At 72.4% G+C, this 19,915-nt stretch carries 22 protein-coding genes; 11 read left to right on the top strand and 11 right to left on the bottom strand.

Going from position 1 to position 19,915, the window contains the following annotated elements:
• Positions 1 to 82: 82 nt before the first annotated feature.
• The 5 genes from PYR91_RS01435 to PYR91_RS01415 all read left to right on the top strand — a co-directional run bounded on the left by PYR91_RS01435 (position 83) and on the right by PYR91_RS01415 (position 5,265).
• On the top strand, positions 83 to 856 hold the full coding sequence (locus PYR91_RS01435; protein ID WP_279777025.1) for a LytTR family DNA-binding domain-containing protein: 774 nt from the start codon (positions 83 to 85) through the stop codon (positions 854 to 856).
• Positions 857 to 998: 142 nt separating this feature from the next.
• The gene (locus PYR91_RS01430; RefSeq protein ID WP_279777024.1) at positions 999 to 1,379 is read left to right on the top strand and encodes a hypothetical protein; all 381 of its coding nucleotides are present in this window, start codon (positions 999 to 1,001) and stop codon (positions 1,377 to 1,379) included.
• Positions 1,380 to 1,395: 16 nt separating this feature from the next.
• Positions 1,396 to 3,126 carry a cation acetate symporter gene (locus PYR91_RS01425; RefSeq protein ID WP_279777023.1) on the top strand — a complete coding sequence of 577 codons (1,731 nt, stop codon included), beginning with the start codon at positions 1,396 to 1,398 and terminating at the stop codon, positions 3,124 to 3,126.
• 203 nt (positions 3,127 to 3,329) lie between these two features.
• Positions 3,330 to 3,662: a DUF485 domain-containing protein gene (locus PYR91_RS01420; protein WP_279777022.1), complete on the top strand. Its 333-nt coding sequence runs from the start codon at positions 3,330 to 3,332 to the stop codon at positions 3,660 to 3,662.
• On the top strand, positions 3,655 to 5,265 hold the full coding sequence (locus PYR91_RS01415; protein WP_279777021.1) for a cation acetate symporter: 1,611 nt from the start codon (positions 3,655 to 3,657) through the stop codon (positions 5,263 to 5,265). The genes PYR91_RS01420 and PYR91_RS01415 overlap by 8 nt, the downstream gene beginning before the upstream one ends.
• A 276-nt stretch (positions 5,266 to 5,541) precedes the next feature.
• Here PYR91_RS01415 and polX read toward each other — a convergent pair whose 3' ends face one another.
• Entirely contained in the window at positions 5,542 to 7,227 is a 1,686-nt protein-coding gene (polX, locus tag PYR91_RS01410) for a DNA polymerase/3'-5' exonuclease PolX (protein WP_279777020.1), read from the bottom strand.
• A gap of 123 nt (positions 7,228 to 7,350) precedes the next feature.
• Between polX and PYR91_RS01405 the strand changes: the two genes are divergently transcribed.
• Positions 7,351 to 8,727, top strand: a complete 1,377-nt coding sequence (locus tag PYR91_RS01405; RefSeq protein ID WP_279777019.1) for a hypothetical protein — start codon at positions 7,351 to 7,353, stop codon at positions 8,725 to 8,727.
• Between the two features lie 224 nt (positions 8,728 to 8,951).
• Here the strand turns inward: PYR91_RS01405 and PYR91_RS01400 are convergent, their stop codons facing one another.
• Together PYR91_RS01400 and PYR91_RS01395 are read right to left on the bottom strand one after the other, a co-directional pair.
• The gene (locus PYR91_RS01400) at positions 8,952 to 9,923 is read right to left on the bottom strand and encodes an aldo/keto reductase (RefSeq protein ID WP_279777018.1); all 972 of its coding nucleotides are present in this window, start codon (positions 9,921 to 9,923) and stop codon (positions 8,952 to 8,954) included.
• A 133-nt stretch (positions 9,924 to 10,056) separates the two neighbouring features.
• Positions 10,057 to 10,407: a hypothetical protein gene (locus tag PYR91_RS01395; protein ID WP_279777017.1), complete on the bottom strand. Its 351-nt coding sequence runs from the start codon at positions 10,405 to 10,407 to the stop codon at positions 10,057 to 10,059.
• 768 nt (positions 10,408 to 11,175) lie between these two features.
• Here PYR91_RS01395 and PYR91_RS01390 point away from each other — a divergent pair.
• Positions 11,176 to 11,337, top strand: coding sequence for a hypothetical protein (locus PYR91_RS01390; protein ID WP_279777016.1), 162 nt, complete (start codon positions 11,176 to 11,178; stop codon positions 11,335 to 11,337).
• 466 nt (positions 11,338 to 11,803) lie between these two features.
• Here PYR91_RS01390 and PYR91_RS01385 read toward each other — a convergent pair whose 3' ends face one another.
• A complete protein-coding gene (locus PYR91_RS01385) occupies positions 11,804 to 12,238 on the bottom strand; it encodes a helix-turn-helix domain-containing protein (protein ID WP_279777015.1) in 435 nt (144 codons plus the stop codon).
• A 93-nt stretch (positions 12,239 to 12,331) separates the two neighbouring features.
• On the opposite strand from PYR91_RS01385, the gene PYR91_RS01380 reads away from it, so the two are divergent.
• Complete coding sequence (locus tag PYR91_RS01380) at positions 12,332 to 12,994, top strand: NAD(P)H-binding protein (protein WP_279777014.1); 663 nt, start codon at positions 12,332 to 12,334, stop codon at positions 12,992 to 12,994.
• A 90-nt stretch (positions 12,995 to 13,084) separates the two neighbouring features.
• Here the strand turns inward: PYR91_RS01380 and PYR91_RS01375 are convergent, their stop codons facing one another.
• From PYR91_RS01375 to PYR91_RS01355, 5 genes are all read right to left on the bottom strand, one after another.
• The gene (locus PYR91_RS01375; protein ID WP_279777013.1) at positions 13,085 to 14,068 is read right to left on the bottom strand and encodes a Ca2+-dependent phosphoinositide-specific phospholipase C; all 984 of its coding nucleotides are present in this window, start codon (positions 14,066 to 14,068) and stop codon (positions 13,085 to 13,087) included.
• A 170-nt stretch (positions 14,069 to 14,238) separates the two neighbouring features.
• Complete coding sequence (locus PYR91_RS01370; RefSeq protein ID WP_279777012.1) at positions 14,239 to 14,781, bottom strand: hypothetical protein; 543 nt, start codon at positions 14,779 to 14,781, stop codon at positions 14,239 to 14,241.
• A gap of 129 nt (positions 14,782 to 14,910) precedes the next feature.
• Positions 14,911 to 15,621 (bottom strand): SdpI family protein, encoded by a 711-nt coding sequence (locus PYR91_RS01365; protein WP_279777011.1) that lies wholly within the window; start codon positions 15,619 to 15,621, stop codon positions 14,911 to 14,913.
• On the bottom strand, positions 15,602 to 15,949 hold the full coding sequence (locus PYR91_RS01360; RefSeq protein WP_279777010.1) for a metalloregulator ArsR/SmtB family transcription factor: 348 nt from the start codon (positions 15,947 to 15,949) through the stop codon (positions 15,602 to 15,604). Before PYR91_RS01360 ends, PYR91_RS01365 begins: the two co-directional genes overlap by 20 nt.
• Before the next feature lie 125 nt (positions 15,950 to 16,074).
• Complete coding sequence (locus PYR91_RS01355; protein WP_279777009.1) at positions 16,075 to 16,596, bottom strand: NUDIX hydrolase; 522 nt, start codon at positions 16,594 to 16,596, stop codon at positions 16,075 to 16,077.
• A gap of 197 nt (positions 16,597 to 16,793) precedes the next feature.
• Between PYR91_RS01355 and PYR91_RS01350 the strand changes: the two genes are divergently transcribed.
• The 3 genes from PYR91_RS01350 (at position 16,794) to PYR91_RS01340 (ending at position 18,126) form a co-directional block, all read left to right on the top strand.
• Positions 16,794 to 17,429, top strand: a complete 636-nt coding sequence (locus tag PYR91_RS01350; RefSeq protein WP_279777008.1) for a LysE family translocator — start codon at positions 16,794 to 16,796, stop codon at positions 17,427 to 17,429.
• A 122-nt stretch (positions 17,430 to 17,551) separates the two neighbouring features.
• Positions 17,552 to 17,875: a hypothetical protein gene (locus PYR91_RS01345; RefSeq protein ID WP_279777007.1), complete on the top strand. Its 324-nt coding sequence runs from the start codon at positions 17,552 to 17,554 to the stop codon at positions 17,873 to 17,875.
• Entirely contained in the window at positions 17,872 to 18,126 is a 255-nt protein-coding gene (locus PYR91_RS01340) for a hypothetical protein (RefSeq protein ID WP_279777006.1), read from the top strand. Before PYR91_RS01345 ends, PYR91_RS01340 begins: the two co-directional genes overlap by 4 nt.
• Before the next feature lie 17 nt (positions 18,127 to 18,143).
• Here PYR91_RS01340 and PYR91_RS01335 read toward each other — a convergent pair whose 3' ends face one another.
• The gene (locus PYR91_RS01335) at positions 18,144 to 19,112 is read right to left on the bottom strand and encodes a magnesium transporter CorA family protein (protein WP_279777005.1); all 969 of its coding nucleotides are present in this window, start codon (positions 19,110 to 19,112) and stop codon (positions 18,144 to 18,146) included.
• An 89-nt stretch (positions 19,113 to 19,201) separates the two neighbouring features.
• Positions 19,202 to 19,540: a sporulation protein gene (locus PYR91_RS01330; RefSeq protein ID WP_279777004.1), complete on the bottom strand. Its 339-nt coding sequence runs from the start codon at positions 19,538 to 19,540 to the stop codon at positions 19,202 to 19,204.
• Positions 19,541 to 19,915: the final 375 nt, after the last annotated feature.

Raw genomic sequence — 19,915 nt, 5'->3', positions numbered from 1 at the left:
ATGCCGGTATCCGTTGACTTGACCCCGTCTGATTCATCACGCTCTAGTGGTTCCGGAGGGCGATTGGACGAATGGACATGATGTGACCGGCCTGCGCGTGCTCGCGGTGGATGACGAGCAGCCGGCGTTGGAGGATCTGGCGTACCTCCTCCGCGCCGACCCGCGCATCGGCGAGGTCACGACCGCCCGCGACGGCGCGTCGGCGCTCAAGCTGCTCGACCGGGCCATGGCCGAGGGCAGGCCGGTCGAGGCCGTGTTCCTCGACATCCGCATGCGCGGCCTGGACGGCGTCGTGCTGGGCCGGCTGCTCGCCCAGTTCGCCCGCCCGCCCCGGGTGGTGTTCGTCACCGCCTACGAGGAGCACGCGGTGGACGCCTTCGAGATCAAGGCCGAGGACTACCTGCTGAAGCCGGTGCGCCCCGAACGGCTCGCGGAGGCCGTCCGCCGGGTCTGCGCCTCCGTCCCCGGCGCCTCGGGCGCGGCCGACGGGGCCGGGCGCGCCGCGCCGGAGGGCGAGACGATCCCCGTCGAGCTGGCCGGGGTCACCCGGTTCGTGGCCAGCTCCGACGTGCGTTACGTGGAGGCCCAGGGCGACTACGCCCGCCTGCACACGGCCACCGGCAGCCACCTGGTGCGCATCCCGCTCGCCGCGCTGGAGGAGCGGTGGGCCGGCGCCGGCTTCCTGCGCGTCCACCGCAGCCACCTGGTGGCGGTCAAGCACATCGACGAGCTGCACATCGACTCCGGGCGCTGCGTCGTCCGGATCGGCGACACCGAGATCCCCGTCAGCCGCCGCCACACCCGCGAACTGCGCGACCTGCTGGTGCGCCGTGCCAGGAAGGGCCGCCCCGAATGACCGGCACGGCGCGCCGGACGGCATGCGGGCCGGCGTGCGGGCCGGTCGTCCCGCGCCCGTCCTCGGCCACACGCCCGTCCTCGGCCGTATGCCCGTCATCAGCCACACGGCTTGCCCCGGCCACACGTCCGGGGGGCCGGGCGTGACCAGGACGCCGGAGCGGCCCAAGCGCGAGGTGGTCACCAGCCCGCGCACGACGGCGGCGCGCAGGCCCCGGTACCCGGTCACCCGGGAGATCGACGAGCAGACGCGCCTCGGCGAGGTGTACATGGGCTCGCTGGTGCGCACCCAGTTCCGCCTGGCGCTGCTGGTGTGCGCGGTGCTCGGCTGCGTGGTGGGCGGCCTCCCGCTGCTGTTCCTGCTCGTCCCGGAGCTGCGCGAGCTGCGCCTGATCGGCGTGCCGCTGCCGTGGGTCGTGCTGGGCGGGCTGGTCTACCCGGCCTTCGTCACGGGCGCCTGGCTCTACATCCGCCAGGCCGAGCGCAACGAACGCCACTTCGCTGACCTGGTGGAGCGCCAGTGAGCATCGCGCGGCCCCGGTGAGCACGGCCGTCGAGCTGGGGGCCGTCCTCGTCGTGGTGCTGGCGGCCATCCTGATCGGCTCCTTCGGCCTGCGGCTGTCGCGCACCACCTCCGACTTCTACGTCGCCTCACGCACCGTCTCGCCGCTGTGGAACGCCTCGGCGATCGGCGGGGAGTACCTGTCGGCGGCGTCCTTCCTGGGCATCGCCGGGCTGATCCTCGCCTACGGCGCCGACATGCTGTGGCTGCCCGTGGGCTGGACCGGCGGGTACCTCGTCCTGCTCGTGCTGGTGTCGGCGCCGCTGCGCCGCTCGGGGGCCTACACCCTGCCCGACTTCGCCGAGGCCCGCCTGGAGTCGATGGCGGTCCGCCGGATGGCGAGCGTGCTGGTGGTGCTGATCGGCTGGCTCTACCTGATGCCGCAGTTCCAGAGCGCCGGCATGGTGCTGCGCACGGCCACCGGGGCGCCCGCCTGGGCCGGCGGGGTGATCGTCGCCGTGGTGGTCGCGGTCAACGTCCTGTCGGGCGGCATGCGGTCGATCACCTTCGTCCAGGCCTTCCAGTACTGGCTGAAGCTCACCGCCCTGGCCGTCCCCGTGGTGTTCCTGCTGTTCGCCTGGCACGGCGACGGGCGGCCGGGGCTCGGGCGCGACGCGCCTCCGGCGTTCACCGACCCGGTGACGGTCGGGGTCGGCACCGACGTCACCGTGCGCGTCGACGAGCCGGTGCGGGTCACGGTGACCGGACGGGTCGACGGGCGTGAGCTGGACCGCGCGGCCGTCACCCTCCAGCCGGGCAGGCACGAGATCACCCACGACACGACGATCGCCTTCCCGGCGGGCGCGCGGGTGCCGCACGTGGAGAACCTGCCGGTGCTGGACGACCACCAGTGGCTGCTGCCGCTGAACGGCAGGGAGCACCCGCTCTACGCCACGTACTCGCTGATCCTGGCCACGTTCCTCGGGACGATGGGCCTGCCGCACGTGCTGGTGCGGTTCTACACCAACCCCGACGGCCGCGCCGCCCGCCGCACCACGCTGGTCGTGCTGGCCCTGCTCGGGGCCTTCTACCTGTTACCCGGCATCTACGGCGCGCTGGGCCGCCTCTACACGCCCGAGCTGCTGATGACCGGCCGCACGGACGCCGTCGTGCTCACCCTGCCGGCCCGCCTGGTGGGCGGCACCGCCGGAGAGCTGCTCAGCGCGCTGGTCACCGCGGGGGCGTTCGCCGCGTTCCTGTCGACCTCCTCCGGGCTCGCCGTGTCGGTGGCCGGCGTGATCGGCCAGGACATCATGCGTGGCGGCGTGCAATCGTTCCGCGTCGCGACGCTGCTGGCCGTGGCGGTCCCGCTGGCGCTCTCCCTGGGCGCCCGCACGCTGGCCGTGGCCGACGTCGTCGGGCTGGCGTTCGCCGTGGCCGCCTCGTCGTTCTGCCCGCTGCTCGTGCTCGGCATCTGGTGGCGGCGGCTGACCACCACCGGCGCGATGGCCGGCCTGCTCGCCGGCGGCGGCCTCGCCGGCGCGGCCGGCATCGCGGTCGTCACCGTCGGGCCGTACAGCGGGTGGACGGGTGCCCTGCTCGCCCAGCCGGCCGCGTGGACGGTGCCCATCTCGTTCACCGTGATGATCGTCGTCTCGCTGCTCACCCCGGGCCGCGTCCCGCGCGGGGTCGCCCGCACGATGGTCCGCCTGCACGCCCCCGAGGCCCTGGACGTCGACCGCGGCGACTGGCGCCCCCGCTCCACCTGATCGGGCCCGGACCGGCCATGATCAGCCCAGACGGGCGCGCGGGCCATACCACTCATCGCGTGGAACGCGCCTTTCGGCGCATGGGACGACCAAGTGGCCGATGGGTCACGGCGGCTTGGCGACAATCCTGCCCCGGCCTCTCCGTCGCGGCACCCGGCCGCTCCTACGGTAGGCGTGATCCAGATGACGAAGTGGGAGGTCTCGTGACCACTCGACAAAACGAGTCATCGGCCTACGAACAGGTGCAGGCGAGTTCCGAATTCCAGGAGCTTCGCAAGCGTTACCGCAACTGGGCGTTTCCGGTGACCGTCGCTTTTCTAGCGTGGTACCTGCTGTACGTGGTCCTGTCCGGCTGGGCGCGTGACTTCATGGGCACCAAGCTTTTCGGGAACATCAACGTTGCGCTGATCTTCGGCCTCCTGCAGTTCGTGTCGACGTTCCTGATCGCGTGGCTGTACTCCCGCCACGCGGCCAAGAGGCTCGACCCGCTGTCGGACAAGATCCGCGGTGAGATGGAGGGCTCGTCCAATGGGTGAGCACGCGCTCTCCATCACCCTGTTCCTGGTCTTCGTGGCCGCGACCCTGGGCATCACGTTCTGGGCCAGCCGCAACACCAAGGACGCCGCCGACTACTACGCCGGCGGCCGCTCGTTCACCGGCGTGCAGAACGGCATGGCCATCGGCGGCGACTACATGTCCGCCGCGTCGTTCCTGGGCATCGCCGGCATCATCGCGCTGTCCGGTTACGACGGGTTCCTCTACTCGATCGGCTTCCTCGTCGCCTGGCTGGTCGCGCTGCTGCTCGTCGCCGAGCTGATGCGCAACTCCGGCAAGTACACGATGGCCGACGTGCTCGCCTTCCGCATGAGCCCGCGCCCGGTGCGCACGGCCGCGGGCGTCTCCACCATCGTGGTGAGCATCTTCTACCTGCTCGCCCAGATGGTCGGCGCCGGCGCGCTGGTCGGCCTGCTGTTCGGCATCACCTCGTCCGCCGGCAAGGCGGGCACCATCGTGGTGGTCGGCCTGCTCATGATCGTCTACGTGGTCGTGGGCGGCATGAAGGGCACCACCTGGGTGCAGATCGTCAAGGCCGTGCTGCTGATGACCGGCGCCGCGCTGGTCACGCTGCTCGTCCTCGGCCGCTTCGGGTTCAACCTTTCCACCCTCCTGGGCACCGCCGCCGAGCAGAGCGGCAAGGGGCAGGCGTTCCTGGAGCCGGGCCTGAAGTACGGCGTGGAGGCCAAGGGCCTGGCCGGCAAGCTCGACCTGATCAGCCTGGGCCTGGCCCTGGTGCTGGGCACGGCGGGCCTGCCGCACATCCTGATCCGCTTCTACACCGTGCCCACCGCCAAGGACGCCCGCAAGTCGGTCATCTGGGGCATCGGCATCATCGGCACGTTCTACCTGCTCACCCTCGTGCTGGGCTTCGGCGCCGCCGCCTTGGTGGGCAGCGAGGAGATCGCCGCCCAGAACGCGGCGGGCAACACGGCCGCGCCACAACTGGCCGAACGCGTCGGTCAACTGGTGTTCGGCGACATCGGCGGCACCATCCTGCTCGCCATCATCGCCGCCGTGGCGTTCGCGACGATCCTGGCGGTGGTCGCCGGGCTCACGCTGGCGTCCTCGTCCAGCTTCGCGCACGACCTGTACGCCCACGTGTTCAGGCGGGGCACCGCCACCGACAAGGAGGAGATCAGGGTCGCGAGGATCGCCGCCTTCGCCATCGGCGCGGTCTCGATCGTTCTGGGCATCTTCGCGCAGAACCTCAACGTGGCGTTCCTGGTGGCCCTGGCCTTCGCGGTCGCGGCCTCCGGCAACCTGCCCGCGATCCTGTACAGCCTGTTCTGGAAGCGGTTCAACACCGCGGGCGCGGTGTCGGCGATCTACGGCGGTCTGACGTCGGCCGTGTTCCTCGTCATCTTCTCCCCGGTGGTGTCCGGCGCGAAGACCTCGCTGTTCCCCGACGCCGACTTCCAGTGGTTCCCGCTGGAGAACCCGGGTCTGCTCTCGATCCCGCTCGGCTTCCTCGCCGGATACATCGGCACGGTGACGAGCAAGGAGTACCGGGCCGACAAGTACGCCGAGATCGAGGTCCGCTCCCTCACCGGGGCCGGCGCCGAGAAGGCCACGCCCCACTAGGGGGAGCGCCCAGAAGTGCCACCCGGGGACCCCGGCCCTCCGCCACCGGGGCCCCCGCCCGGTCCGGACGATCCTGCTGCGTCCGGCCCGGGCTCCTCGCTCGCCCGGGACAATCCTCCTCGCCCGGGCAGAGCCCCGCCCGCCCGAGCCGTGCGCCTTCGCCGCCCCGCTCGGGCGGGACGGCCCGGACCACCGACCACCGGCCGCGAGCCCGGGGCGCCCCCCGGCCCCGGGGCCGCGCCGCATGGCGCCCCGCGCCTTCCGTGCGACAGGGACCTATCGCCCGAAGAAGTCCAGGAGGCGGTCCAGGGGCCAGGTGTTGACGACGTCGTCGGTGGTGAGCCAGGCGCGCTGGGCGATGCCGACGCCGTACCTGAGGTTCTCCATGTGGCCGACGGCGTGCGCGTCGCTGTCGATGGAGAACTTCACGCCGTGGTGGCGGGCCATCCGCACGAGGTCGGCGGGGAGGTCGGCGCGGTCGGGGTAGGCGTCGATCTCCATGACGGTGCCGGTGCGGGCCGCCGCCTCGAAGACGGCCTCCCAGTCGGCGTCCACGGGGGCGCGCTTGCCGATCTTCCGGGTGGTGGGGTGGCCGATGACGTGCACGTGCGGGTTCTCGCAGGCGGCGACGAACCGGCGGGTCATCTCCTCGCGGGACTGGGTGAAGTGAGAGTGAACCGAGGCCACGCACACGTCGAACCCCGCGAGCACCTCCGCCGGCCAGTCGACGGTGCCGTCGGGCGCGATGTTCAGCTCGGTGCCGTGCAGCAGCCGCATGCCCGGGTAGCCCGCCTGGAGGCGGCGCAGCTCCTCGCGCTGCTCCAGCGCCTTGTCCAGCGTCATGCGCTGCATGAACAGGTTGGGGGCGTGGTCGGTCACCGCGTAGTACGCGTACCCGCGCCCGGCCGCGGCGGCCACCATCTCCTCCAGGGAGGCGACGCCGTCGGTGAGATCGGTGTGGGTGTGCAGATCGCCCCTGAGGTCGGCGAGCGTCACCAGGCCGGGAAGCTCGCCGCGCAGCGCCGCCTCCACCTCGCCGGTGTCCTCCCGCAGCGGCGGCGGAACCCACCGCATGCCCAGGGCGGTGTAGACGTCCTCCTCGGTGCGGGCGGCGATCACGGTGTCGCCGTCGAACAGCCCGTACTCCGACAGCTTCCAGCCGCGCTTCACGCACATCTCGCGCAGCCGCACGTTGTGCTCCTTGGAGCCGGTGAAGTACTGCATGGCGGCGCCCCAGGACGCCTCGGGCACCACCCGCAGGTCCACCTGGAGGCCCTGCGTGGTGCGCACCGACGTCTTGCGGCCGCCGCTCGCGATGACCTCGGCGACGTACGGCTGGGCCTTGAAGTCGTCCATCAGGCTCTCGGGCCCGACGGCCAGGATGTCGATGTCGCCGATGGTGTCCCTCATGCGGCGCAGCGACCCGGCGTAGGCGATGCGCTCGGCGGCGGGCAGCGAGGCCATGACCCGCTCGGCCAGGCTCATGGCCACGCCGAGGTGCACCCGCTCGCCGGACGACCGGAGCTGCTCGATGCCCTTGAGCAGGTTCTCCTCGGTCTTGGCGCCGAACCCGCGCAGCCCTTCGAGCCTGCCCTGGCGGATCGCCTCGCCCAGCTCCTCGGGTGAGGCGATGCCGAGCTGCTGGAACAGGAAGAACGCCTTCTTCGGCCCGAGCGAGGCGACGCGCGTCATCCTGCGCACGCCCTCGGGCACCTCGGCCCGCAGGTCGTCGAGCTGCCGGAAGCTGCCGCGCCGGAGGAACTCCTCGACCTTCTTGGCGATCGCCTCCCCGACGCCCGGCACCTGCCGGACGTCGCCGCGCGCGATGTCCTCCGGGTGGCCCGCGATCGCCTTGGCGGCCTTCTGGTAGCTGCGCACCCGGAAGGCGTCGCCGCCGGTCATCGCGTACAGATCGGCGTACTCGTGCAGGGCCTCAGCGGCCTCGTCGTTCGCCCTCCCCATGAGCCAAGCCTAGGCCGCCCGCCCGCCGGGGCACGCCGCCGCCCGCGACGATCGCCTGTTCCCCGGACGGCGTCGGCGAGTTGTAATGGAGGCGAGCGCTCAACGGCGGCCGGGACGGCCCGTATGGACGAGAGGTCCGTGATGCGGCGCGGTGATCGTACGCAGGCGCGGGTCGCGCCGCTGTCGTGGACCGACCCCCGGGCGTGCGCGGCCAACGCCGCGGGCGCCGTGACGCCGGAGCAGTGGGCCCTCATCGCCGGCCCTCGTGTGGGGCAGCCGTACGGGGCGTGGGCGCTGCTGGGCGCCCTGGCGGCGCTGATGGCTGGGTCCGGGGCGCTGGGCGCGGCGGGCCGCGGGATCGCCGTCGAGGGCGGGCCGGCCGGGGCCCTGGGGATGATGGCCTTCATGATGGTCGTGATGGGGTGGATGCTCCTGGCGCCCGCGCTGTTCGCCGGCGTGCCGCGCTGGGTCGACCGGCGCCGCCGCCGCCGGGTGGTCGCGGGCCTGACCGCCGCCCGGATCGTCGCCGCCGCCGGCCGGGTGGTCGCCGAGCCGAACCATGAGGCCGGAGTCCGGGTGGGCCCCAACCCGATCCCCGTGCCCCGGGGCGCGCCGGCCCTGCCGCCGCCCGGAACCTACCGGCTGTACTGGCTGGAGTCGGTCGCCAAAGGTCCCGGCCCGCTGCTGCTCTCGGCCGAACCGATGGACGCCCCGCCCACCCCCGCCGGGGTCCGTACGCCGGCTCGGGTGCCGGGAGCCGACGAGGAAGGACCGTCACCGGCCGAGGCGACGGGTGGCGCGCAGCCGGGTCCGGCGGAGGGCCGGGCGGGGTCGTCGCCGGACGCGGTGATGGGGTGTACCGAGGCCGATCTCGCCGAGGGACGGGCGGGGCGGCTGACCCGTGGGCAACGGTGGTCGCTGGTCCGCCGTGCGGCGCTTCACGCGCTCGCCTGGGCGCTGGGCGGGCTGGTGTGCGTCGGTCTGTTCATGGTGCCGGTGGTGTTCGCGCTCGCCGCCCTGCTGACGCGAGGCGGTGACGTGGAGGTGGCCAGCGACAGCCTGGGCACCCTGTGGGTCGCACTCCCCTTCTCGGTGATCGCCGTCTTCGCCCTGGGGGCGGGGATCGCCAACAGCCGCATGGTCGAGATGGTCGCCGCCCTGCGCGCGGCGACCCCGGTCAGGCGGGTCACCGGCGAGGTGTCGGTGCGGGGCGGCGGCCGCCACTGGTGGGTGTCGACGGGCGGCCTGAGATTCGCGGTGACGATGGAGGTGGCCCAGGCGTTCCTCCCTCCCGGGCGGTACGCGCTTTACCACCTGCCTTACCTGGGAATGCTGCTGTCGGCCGAATCCCTCCCGCCGGAGCCGGCCGCGCCGGACCCGGCCGTCCCGGAACAGCCCAGGCGGGCGGTGCTCATCAGAGATCGGATCGTCCACGACGAAGCGCCCCGGGATGCGGCACTCCAGGACGAAGCCGCCTCGGGGCTGGGCCATCCGGGATGAAGTCCTCCGGGACGAGGCCCCGCGAGAGATCTGCCCCCGCGCGATCTGGCCCCGCGAGAGCAGCACACCCGGGGGCGGCACACGCGGGAGGAGACCACGCCGGCCCGCTCGACCCGGCCCCCGGCCGGCACGCCGTCACGACCCAGGAGTGCGCGCACTGGTCATGACCGGCCCCGGCCGGCCCTCGACGGCGGGCCCGCGAACGCCGTCCCCCAGCGGAGCCCTCAGTGGGCGATGGGCCTGGTCTGGTACGGCTCCGCCAGGTAGGCCAGCTCCTTGTCGGTCAGGCTCAGGGACGCGGCCGCGACCGCGTCGTCCACGTGGCGGTCCTTGGTGGCGCCGATGATCGGGGCGGTGACCCCCGGCTGGGCGAGCAGCCAGGCCAGCGCGACCCGCGCCGGCGCGACGCCGCGCTCGGCGGCGGTCTCGGCGACCCGCTCAAGCACGGCCGCGTCACTCGGCCCGCCGTACAGGTTCTCGATGCGCCAGTCGGAGCCGGCGCGTGTCGTCCCCTGGTCGGCCGACCCCGCGCGCGCCAGCAGCCCGCGCGCGAGCGGGCTCCACGGGATCATCCCGACCCCCTGGTCGACGCAGAGCGGCACCATCTCGCGCTCCTCCTCGCGGTACAGGAGGTTGTAGTGGTTCTGCATGGAAACGAACCTCGTCCAGCCGTTGACCTCGGCGACGTGCTGGGCCTTGGCGAACTGCCAGGCGTACATCGTGGAGGCGCCGAGGTAGCGCACCTTGCCGGCGCGCACGACGTCGTGCAGCGCCTCCATGGTCTCCTCGATGGGCGTGTGGTCGTCCCACCGGTGGATCTGGTACAGGTCGACGTAGTCGGTGCCCAGGCGGCGCAGTGAGGCGTCGATCGCCGCGTGAATGTGCTTGCGCGACAGCCCGCTGTCGTTGATCGCCTTCCCGACCGGGAAGAACACCTTGGTGGCCAGCACGTAGTCCTCCCGGTTGGGGAAGATCTTCCGCAGCACCCGGCCGGTGACCTCCTCGCTGACCCCCGAGGAGTAGACGTCGGCGGTGTCGAAGAACGTCACCCCCGCGTCGGCCGCCCTGCGGACCAGCGGCTCGCCGCGCTCCTCGTCGAGCACCCACTCCTGCCAGGACGGGTCGCCGTAGCTCATCATGCCGAGGCAGATCCGCGACACCCGCATGCCCGTGCCGCCCAGCCGTACGTAGTCCATATCCGTACCTCCCGCTGGACATCCCATCACGGAACCCCGCCACGGCGTCATGCGGAGGGCGCGCTCGCGTCAGGGCCGTCCCGGGCTCCCGGGCTTCGCCGTGCCCGGATCGCTCCGGGCACGGCGAAGGGCTTCAGCGCCGGGTCGTGGTAGCGGTCCCGGTGGGGCTGAGGATCTCCACGAAGGCTCCGCAGTTCGCGGGCCACGCCGGGTTTCCGCCGCTCCCTGGCTGCGGGTTGACGAGGCATGCCGCCTGGAACACCCGGGTGTCGGTGGACACGGTCACGTTGAGCACCGTGCTGAGCGCGGTCGGCGACGGAGCCAGCGCCACGGAGACCGCGTTCCTCGGGTAGCCCGGCACGGTGGACACGTTGTGCGGCGTGTTCGGCGTGCGGGAGTCCCCCACGTAGGTCTGGCCGGTCTTGACGAACGCGATGAACTGCGGCGCGATGATCTGCGAGACGACCGTCGAGTTGACGTCCACGGTGGGTCCCACCGGTCCGACCGGCCCGGTCGGCCCCGCCGGCCCAGCCGGTCCGGCAGGCCCTGCGGGTCCGGTCAGGCCGATCGGCCCCGCGGGTCCGGCGGGTCCGGCGGGTCCGGTCAGGCCGATGGGTCCGATGGGTCCCGCCGGTCCGGTCAGGCCGATTGGGCCGGCGGGTCCTGCGGGTCCGGTGAGACCGGTGGGGCCTGCTGGTCCGGTCAGGCCGATGGGCCCCGCGGGTCCGGCGGGTCCGGTCGGGCCGATGGGTCCTGCCGGTCCGGTCAGGCCGATGGGTCCGATGGGTCCGATGGGTCCCGCCGGTCCGGTCAGGCCGATTGGGCCGGCGGGTCCGGTGAGTCCGATGGGGCCTGCTGGTCCGGTAAGGCCGATGGGCCCGGCGGGTCCGGCGGGTCCGGCGGGTCCGGTCAGGCCGATGGGTCCGATGGGTCCGATGGGTCCTGCTGGTCCGGTCAGGCCTATGGGCCCCGCGGGTCCGGCGGGTCCGGTCAGGCCGATGGGCCCGATGGGTCCTCCTGGTCCGGTCAGGCCGATGGGTCCCGCCGGTCCGCGCAGTCCGATCGGTCCTGCCGGGCCCGCCGGGCCCGCCGGGCCGGGCAGGCCGCGAGGCCCGGCCGGTCCGATCAGACCTATGGGCCCTGACGGCCCGGGCGGGCCGCTCGGTCCCGCGGGCCCCGTCTCTCCCGCCGGTCCGCGCAACCCCATGGGGCCGGGTCGTCCAGGGGGTCCGGGAGGTCCCTGCATCCCGGTGTGCTGGATGCACTTGCGAATGTTGGTGCAGCACTTGCCGCGACAGGTGAAGAGCTTCTTGTCGAAGTCGAAGTAGAAACTCCGCCATTCGTCATGACCGTGACCGTGACCGCCATGACCGTGGTCATTGTCGCGGTCGTCGGGCGGCCCCGCGAGCCATGAGCCATATAGGGCGCCGGCACGCGCCGTCCCGGTGTTCGCGTCGGCGGGCGCCGGCAGCGAAAGAGTCACGAGTGCGCAGGTCATCGCCGCGAGCGTCCAGTCCAACCCGGGTTTCACCCTGCCGGAGTTGATCGAGGTACCACGAGAAATCATGTTGTTCCATATGTCGATCGTTAACGTTGAATGGGACATTTCTCCCCCCGCGTCGGCGGAGAGATCTCGAAAATATCTCTTCTCCGGGGAATGGTCACCATACGGAGATCGCGACGGGGTAAACAGGTTCCACGATAGAGTAAACATCATTTAGAAATGTGGCAATGTTCTCGCCCAAATCACATTCAGGCCTGACATTCATCGGAGTTTCGCCGGCCACACCGTTCGGCGAGGCGGCGGGCACCGCGTGTCACGACGGAGCCGGGCGCGATGAACCCATGTCCGGCCAGGGGCGAGCGGTGTGGCCGGTGCCTTACCGGAAGCTCGGCCCGCGGCCTTGCGGAGAGCCGCTCTCCGTCCCCCGCGACCAGCGCGAGGAGGCAGAGGCCGGCCCATGGGCCTCGCGGGCTTCGAGCAGGGCGGGGAGGTGGTGCTCGCTCCAGGCGCGGGCGGCGGCGATCAGGGTCAGCAGGCTGCGGCCCAGCTCGGTCAGCTCGTACTCGACCCGGGGCGGGTTCTCGTCGTACGCCGTGCGGGTCACGAGGCCGTCGCGCTCCATCGCCCGCAGGGTCTGGGTGAGCACCTTCGGCGTGATGCCGCGCAGCGGCACGCGGATCTCGTTGAACCGGCGCCGGCCGCCTTCGAGGCAGAGCACGATCATCGCCGTCCACTTGTCGCCGATCTGGATCGGCATGGCGCTGGACGGGCAGACGGGGTCGAACATGCGCGGGTCCAGGGGCTCGGCCATGGCCGAAGGCTATCCCGGTATCTTTGAGGTAACCAGTATCTCCCGGATACCGTCAGATTCCGGCCGCGAAGGACGTGGCCGGACGGGAGCGACATGGGCGGCATCGTCATCTTCGGAGCGGGCGGCCGTGCGGGCCGGGCGGTCACGGCCGAGGCGCGGCGGCGCGGGCATCGCGTGACGGCCGCGGTCCGCGAACCAGGCGGGTACGGCGACCTGGTGGCCGACGGCGTCACCCTCGTACGTGGCGACGTCACCGACGTGAAGGCGATCTCCGCGATCGCGCGCGGCCACGACGCCGCCGTCCACGCGGTGAGCCCCTTCTCCGGCCCGGAGCAGGGCTTCGCCGACCTGGACCCCGAGTTCTTCGTCAAGGCGGCCGACGCCCTGCTGCACGGCCTGGCCGAAGCGGGCGTGCCCAGGCTCATCGTGATCGGCCTGTTCGCCAACCTCCAGGACGCCCACGGGCGCCCGGTGATGGACGACCCCTCGGTCTTCCCGCCCGAGATCCGCCCGTTCGCCCTCGCGCACACCGCCGGCCTGGACCGGCTCCGGGCGGCGGACACGGTGATCGACTGGCTGACGCTCACCCCGCCCGCCCTCCTGGACGCCGCGGGCGCCAGGACCGGCCGCTACCGGGTGGGGGACGACACCGTCCCCCCGTCCGCGCACCTGTCGTACGCGGACCTCGCGGTGGCGGCCCTCGACGAGATCGAGACCCCGCGCCACCACCGCACCCGCGTCTCCGTCTTCACCTGAACCGCCCCGGCCCCTTTCCCCGGCCGCCGCCCGGTCGACGCGGATACGAGGCGGAGACCGGGGAAAGGGGCGGTTCGTTCGGGCCGGCGGTCAGCAGGCGGCGCGGTCGTGGGGGCCCTGCCAGGCGGGGACGTCGCGCCAGTCGCTGGAGACGATCGTGGCGCCCAGGCAGCCGAGCAGCTTGGCGCGGGCGTGTGCCTGCTCGGGGGTGGGGTTGTAGGCGTCCAGGGTGGGGGAGACGCTGTGGGCGCCGGTCACGGTGGTGACGTACGGGGCGTAGAAGGCGCGCTGGGCGGGGGAGAGGGCGGCGAAGGAGGTCGCGGCGCCGTCGAAGACGACGAACCAGGGGCGCAGGGCCTGCTCGTAGGCCTCGCGCGGGTCCGCGGCGCCGTACGCGCTGTCGGGCACGGGGAACACCTGGGCGTCCGCCGGGTGGTCGCGCAGGTGGCGGGCGTACTCGATCTCGGTGGGGAGGCTGTCGTTCTCGGCGGTGCCCCTGATGACGTAGACCATGATCTTGCCGCGCGTCTGGGCCGGCCACGCGCCGGCCCTGGCGCCGTCGTCGGGGGTGGCGTGGCCGTTCAGCAGGGCGGCGGGGGTGATGAGCGCGCCGCCGAAACGGGGGCGCAGCACCGCGTCCAGCTCGTCCGGGCCGCGGCCGCGGTTGTCGTGGAAGCCGTCCTTCATCTCCAGCTTGATCACGAGCAGCTCGTGGTCGGGGTTCGCGTCGTGCCAGGCCTTGACGTTGTCCAGGCAGTCGGTCAGCGGGCGGCTGCGGGAGGAGTCGCGGAGCTGGCCGGCCGTGCTGCCCTGCTCGCAGTTGTTGGCGTTGCCGAACGGGTTGGAGTGGCTGACGGTCCACTGCCCGAAGAACGTCCACAGATCGATCTCGATCATCCGGTTCCCGGCGTCGAGCGCATCGATCATGTACGGGTAGGCCGCCCTTTCGTAGGCGTTGTGGACGCCGCCGTAGGTGGCGCCGTTGACGGCGGCGGCCTGGGCGGGAGCGGCGGTCGCCGCCACGAGGATGGAAGCGGCCAGCCCGGCGAGGGCGGCGAGGCGGGGGGAACGCACGAAGTCCTCCGATGGGGGGTCAGAAGGGGACCGATGCGGCGCTACGGAGATTGCATCAGATTTCGATCAGTCCGTCGCGGTGTAAGTGTGCGATCGGTGTGCCGCCGATCCGATGAACACGAGGTTGCCGGCGGCGGTACTCGCGGCGATCTTCCTACCGCGCCGGCCCGTCAGCCCTCGACCCGCATCACGAAGCTGACCGCCTGACGCGCGAGTGTTCCCGTCACGCGCCAGCAGCCGGTGCCGGAGAACACGATCAAGGAGGGCTGGAACCCCGTCGGCTCGTACCCTGACCGAACCTCCACGCTCGCGGTGGGGGCCGCCGCCGGGGCGGGGGTGGTCGCGGAACCGGAGCCGAGGGGCTCGGCGGTCACCCGGAGCCCGCCCTCGGTCAGCCGCCACCAGCCGATCTTCACGGCGTAGCCGTTCGCCCGGCGCTCGCCCCCGTACCCGGGGTCGGGCAACGAGGCCCACAGGGGGCCCTCGCCGAACCACCGGTCATCGCCCTCGCTCCCCACCCCGGCCGGAGGGTCGCCCCGGCGGTCCGAGGGACGGGTGATCTCACAGGCGACCCCCGCGGCCGTCGGCGACCCCTCGCCCGGCGCCCGAGCGGCGGGCCGCTCCGCGACGCCCCCCGCCCCCGGGGAGCACCCGCAGGCCAGAAGACCGGTGACCGCGATCGCGAACGCCGTCGCCCGCTGTGCCCCGTCCATCCAGGCGCCCCCTCGAAGCCCGCCGCACGCCCCGCCGTCCGGCCGGGACCGCCCTTACTACGCCGCCCGCCCCGAGGAGGTTCCGACCTGTCACCTGGGTGCCGCGGACGGTTCGCGAGCGCGGCGCTCTCAGCGCCCGCCGGCCTCGGCCTCCGAGGTGCGCGGGTCGGAGCGCCAGGCCCACCACGAGTAGGCCACGGGCAGCACGCTCGCGACGACGACGCCGACGACCAGGACGAGGAACACCGCGGGCAGCGGGAGCAGGAAGGCGACGGCGAGCACGACCAGGCCGTGCGCGACGAAGAGCCAGCCGGCCATCCGGTTGGCGCGCTTCCAGGAGTGCTCGCTCTGCAGCGTCCAGGGGGTGCGCACGCCGACGGCCCAGTTGCTGCGCGTCTTGGGCAGGTAGTTGCCCAGCACCACCAGGAGCAGGCCGACGCCGGCGACGGTGACCCGGGAGACGGGGATCTGCCCGCCGGCGCCGTTGACGACGCTGACCGCGTGCAGACCGGTCATCAGGACGAGCACGCCGATCCAGGCCGCGGTGTAGGTGCGGGCCGAGCTCGCCATGTGCCGTCGCCGGGGCAGGACGCGCGGCAGCACGGCCATGAACACGCAGAGTCCGAGCATGATCAACGGTAGTTCGAGCAGGGCCTGGGTCTTGCTCACGTAGCGGTCGGCCTCGCCGGAGGCGTTCCAGTGCATCGGCAGGCGGGCGTCGCCGGGGATCGCGAACCAGCCCCAGACGGAGCAGCCGGCCGCGACGAGCAGCGCGACGGCGCTGCCCGCCAGCCCGGGGCGCAGGTCGAGGCGCGTGTCGTCAGCGGGGTTCATGGTCATCGGTCGTCCTCTCGTTCCCGGCCGAGGGGGAGGGCGGCGTAGAACGCGCGCGACCGTCCGGCCCCGCTTTGTCGATCTTGAACAGGGTGAGCAGCGCCCCCAGGGACTCCTCCAGCAGGGACAGGTGCAGGTGGTACACGATCGAGGTCCCGTGCCGCTCGCCGTAGACCAGCCCGGCCTCGCGCAGGACGCGCAGGTGGCCGGAGAGGGTCGGCTTGGCGATGTCGACGCGCGCGGCCAGCTCCCCGGCGGACATCTCGCGCTCCCGCAGCAGCGCGACGACCCGGCGCCGGGTCGGATGCGCCAGCGCTTCGTAGACCCCGTTCATCGCTTCTTCCTTATTTCGTGAATAACCGAAATATACCTCTGATCGCGGCGGAACGAGCGGGCGCGGCGCCATGGCCGGAAGATTCGCCCGCTGAGGAAGCCGCGCGGGCGCGGGAGGGAGGCCCGTCAGGGAGCGCTGAGGACGTAGAGGAGGGAGGCGATGGTGGTGCCGCAGACGATCTGACGGGCGTCGATGAGGGGGCGGACCCTCGACAGGGGGATCCAGTCGATGCGCTCGGACTCGTGGACGTCCGCGGGCGGGCCCACCTGGGTGGCGGCGTCGGCCCTGAAGATGTGGTCGGCGGCGGTGGAGATGCCGTTGCTGGGCTGGACGTACAGCAGGGGGCGCAGCGGGCCGGGCCGCCAGCCGGTCTCCTCCTCGACCTCGCGGCCGGCCGCGGCGATCGGCTGCTCGCCGGGTTCGATCCGGCCGGCGGGGATCTCCCAGCCCCAGGAGTCGGTGATGAACCGGTGGCGCCACAGCATGAGCACCCGCCGCTCGTCCAGGACCACCGCCCCGGCCCCTGAGGGCGCGTGGATCAGACGGTGCCCCAGGTGCCTCCCGTCGGGCAGCTCGACGTCCGCCAGGCGCACGTCCAGCCATTCGTCCGTGTACAGGGATCGTTCGGAGTTGACCTTCCAGCGCATGCTCCGCGCTCCCCCCGGGCTGCCGACCGGATGCTCACGCTACAAGGAGGGACCGGCCGGTGCTCGGACCCGTGCCCGCGAATCCTCCGCACGAATCGGTGTCGCCACGGGTGAGGAGGGGCGGGGCGGCCCGGGGGGCGCCCGGCTAGCATGGGCCGCCTGCCGGCCGTGCGGGGAGAGACGGGGAGTGTGGGCTGATGGTGTCGCTGACGCAGGTGGTGGTGTTCGCCGGGCTTGTACAGGTCGCGGCGATGTCGCCGGGGCCCGACTTCGCCGTGGTGGTGCGCCGGTCGGCCGTCGGCGGGCGGGGCAACGGCATGGCGGCGGCCCTCGGCGTCACGCTCGGCGTGGTGCTGTGGGTGGTCGCCGCGGCCGTCGGCGTGGCGGCGCTGCTCGCGGCCTCGGCGGTGGCCTTCACCGTCGTCAAGGTGGTCGGCGCGGCGTACCTGCTCTTCCTCGGCGTGAAGGCGTTGCGGTCCTCCGCCCGCGCTACCGAGGCGTCCGCGGTGACGGTGGAGCACGGCGGCGACACCACGATGTGGGCGGCGTTCCGCGAAGGGCTGCTGTGCAACGTCCTCAACCCGAAGGCCGCGCTGTTCTTCGTCGCGCTGATTCCGCACTTCCTGTCCGGCCAGGCCGGCGCCGGCGACATCACGCTCCTGGCGGCGGTCGCGGCGGCCCTGACGATCACGTGGTTCTCGATCGTGGCGACCCTGGTGAGCGCGTTCCGGCGCTTCTTCGCCCGCCCCCGCGTACGGCGGGCCGTCGACGCCGTCACGGGCACCGCGCTGGTCGCCCTCGGCGTGCGGCTGGCTACGGCCGGCGACGCTTAGGGGCGATCCGCCCGGGCCCCGGAACACCTCCGAGCAACAACGCGAAACATCATTGCCACCTGCGTCCGCACTTCATAGCTTCGGTCCTATGACCTTCACTGTTCGGGGCGCGGGTGGTAGCCGTGGTAGCCCATGAGCGTTTTCGCCGCCACCCGGCGGCCCGGGCCGCGCACCGGCTGAGCCGGGAACTGGAGGAGCACGGCATCACCGGGGAGGTGCACGAGGGCAGGGGTCTGGCGCTGGTCTCGGTGTGTGTCGACCTCGTCGCGTGGACCGACGGCTCCTCCTTCTTCTGGTGGTCGGGAGAGGTCTCCGCGGCCACCCGGCGCCGGACGTACTCCTACACCCCGGCGGACGACCCGGTGACCGCCGCGCGGCGGGTTCTCGACCGGTATGAGCAGCTTCGGCGGGAACGTCCTGAAGCCGCGAGCGGGGTGGGTGGATGACCGGTCACCCCGCTCGCCAGGGCGGCCCGCATGACCGCCACCGGGTGAACCGGAGCACGGTCGAGCGGGTGCGCGCGGCGCTCGCCCTGATCGTGGCCAGCGAGCATCAGAGAAGGCGTGCCGAGGGCCTGATGCACTGCTGGCGGCTGAACCGCGCGGGCCTCGACGAGGCGGCCCGCGCCCTCGGCACCCCGCCGGTGTCGGACGCCGAGTGGTTCGCCATCCAGGACGGGCGCGGCGGCCGGCGCTGAGCCGACCGCGGTCGCCGTCAGATCCAGTCGTTCTTGCGGAAGACGACGTAGAGCACGAGCGAGGCCGCGACGATCGTGAGGGTCGAGACCCAGAAGCCGGACGCCTGCGCGAAACCCGGGTAGGGGATGTTCTGCCCGTAGAAGCCGGTGATCGCGGTGGGGACGGCGATGATCGCCGCCCAGCTCGTCACCCGCTTCATGATGTCGTTCATCCGGTAACCCTGAAGGTTCAGGTGCGTCTCGTAGACGTTGCCGATCAGGTCGCGCAGGGAGTCGGTCCACTCCGACACCCGCAGCACGTGGTCGTAGACGTCCTGGTAGTACGGCGTCATGTCCGACCGGACGATCTGCAGGTCGCGGCGCATGAGGCTGCTCACCACCTCGCGCATCGGCACCACGACCCGGCGGAACCGCACCGCCGTCCGCCGGAGGTCGAACATCTGGCGCTGCAGCGCCCGGCCGTCGGTCGGCTGCTCGCCGAACAGGTCGTCCTCCAGGCCCTCGACCCGGTCGTCCAGCGTCTGGGCGACCTCGAAGTGGCCGTCGACGACGTAGTCGAGCAGGGAGTGAAGCAGGAACGACACCCCGTGCTTGGCCATGCCGGGGCTGCCGTCCCAGCGCGCGGTGATGGCGTCGATGTCGCAGGTGTCGTCCGACCGCACCGTCACCAGCGCGTTCCTGGTCACGAACACCGAGATCTCGCAGAGCTTCAGCCCGCCGTTGTCCAGCACGACGTTGTACACCGTGAGGAACAGGTGGCTCTCGTAGACGTCGAGCTTGGGCCTCTGGTGCGGGTGCAGGACGTCCTCGACGGCCAGCGGGTGCAGCCCGAGCTCCTCGCTGATGAGGGCGAGCTTCTCGGGCGGCGGTGCGCACAGGTCGAACCAGACGGTGGCCGAGGGGTCGTGCAGGTGATCGGAGACCTCGGCGATCGGAAAGCCCTCGGCCGCGAGGACGCCGTCGCGGTAGAGGCGGGTACGGACCATGACGGTCAAGACTAGCTTCGCCCCTCCCGGGCCCGCGACGCACGGTCGCCGCGCAGCCCCGCCGCGATGGCGGGGCCGGGGGAGGCGTGCTAGCGGCGCCTCTTGCGCTCGCCGGTGCGCAGGGCGTACACCATCAGTGCCAGCCCGGCGAGGATCTGGCCGCCGAAGACGATGCGGTTGACGTCCACGACGGGCTCCCAGGACACCCCGTCCTTGCCGATGACGTACGAGCCGACGGGGCGCACGAAGGCCAGCCCGCCACCGCCGCCTCCGTGGATCGGCCCCTGGCCCTTGGAGTCGTTGTGGCCGAATCCGCCCGCGATGCGCATCGCCACCGCGGGGATGACCGTGACGCCGTCCTTTTCGTACGGCTCGCCGTACACGCGTTGGGCCGTGGGCAGGTATTCGAAGAACTGGCGCAGGTCCATGCCACCTCCGGTAAAGGGCGGTGACGGCGGGCCACCGGTGCCTACCGCACCACGCTAGCCAACGGCGGCGGGCCCGGGAAGATCACCGCAGCCCGGGAGGCACGCGGGCGGGGGCGGGATCTCGGAAAGCGCGGAACCCCCTATCGGGGATAGAACGGACAGATACGGCACGAGACCGGGAGTCCGGCCCCGTCCCCCGTGGCGGCACGTCCCCGGAACGCACCGTCTGAGCCGGCCGTCCGCGATTGCCGAAACCGCTCTCTTGACGCCCTGTGGCCGTCGAGCGTTAAATCAGGGGCACCAATTAGTTAGGAAACCTTCTTGTCAGATGGCGGCCGGCACCCTGTGTGACCGGCTGTTCCTAAGGCGCGCCCG

This window comes from Sphaerisporangium sp. TRM90804 (assembly GCF_029846175.1).
GTDB lineage: Bacteria > Actinomycetota > Actinomycetes > Streptosporangiales > Streptosporangiaceae > Sphaerisporangium.
This window is presented reverse-complemented; position numbering and strand designations above follow the sequence as displayed.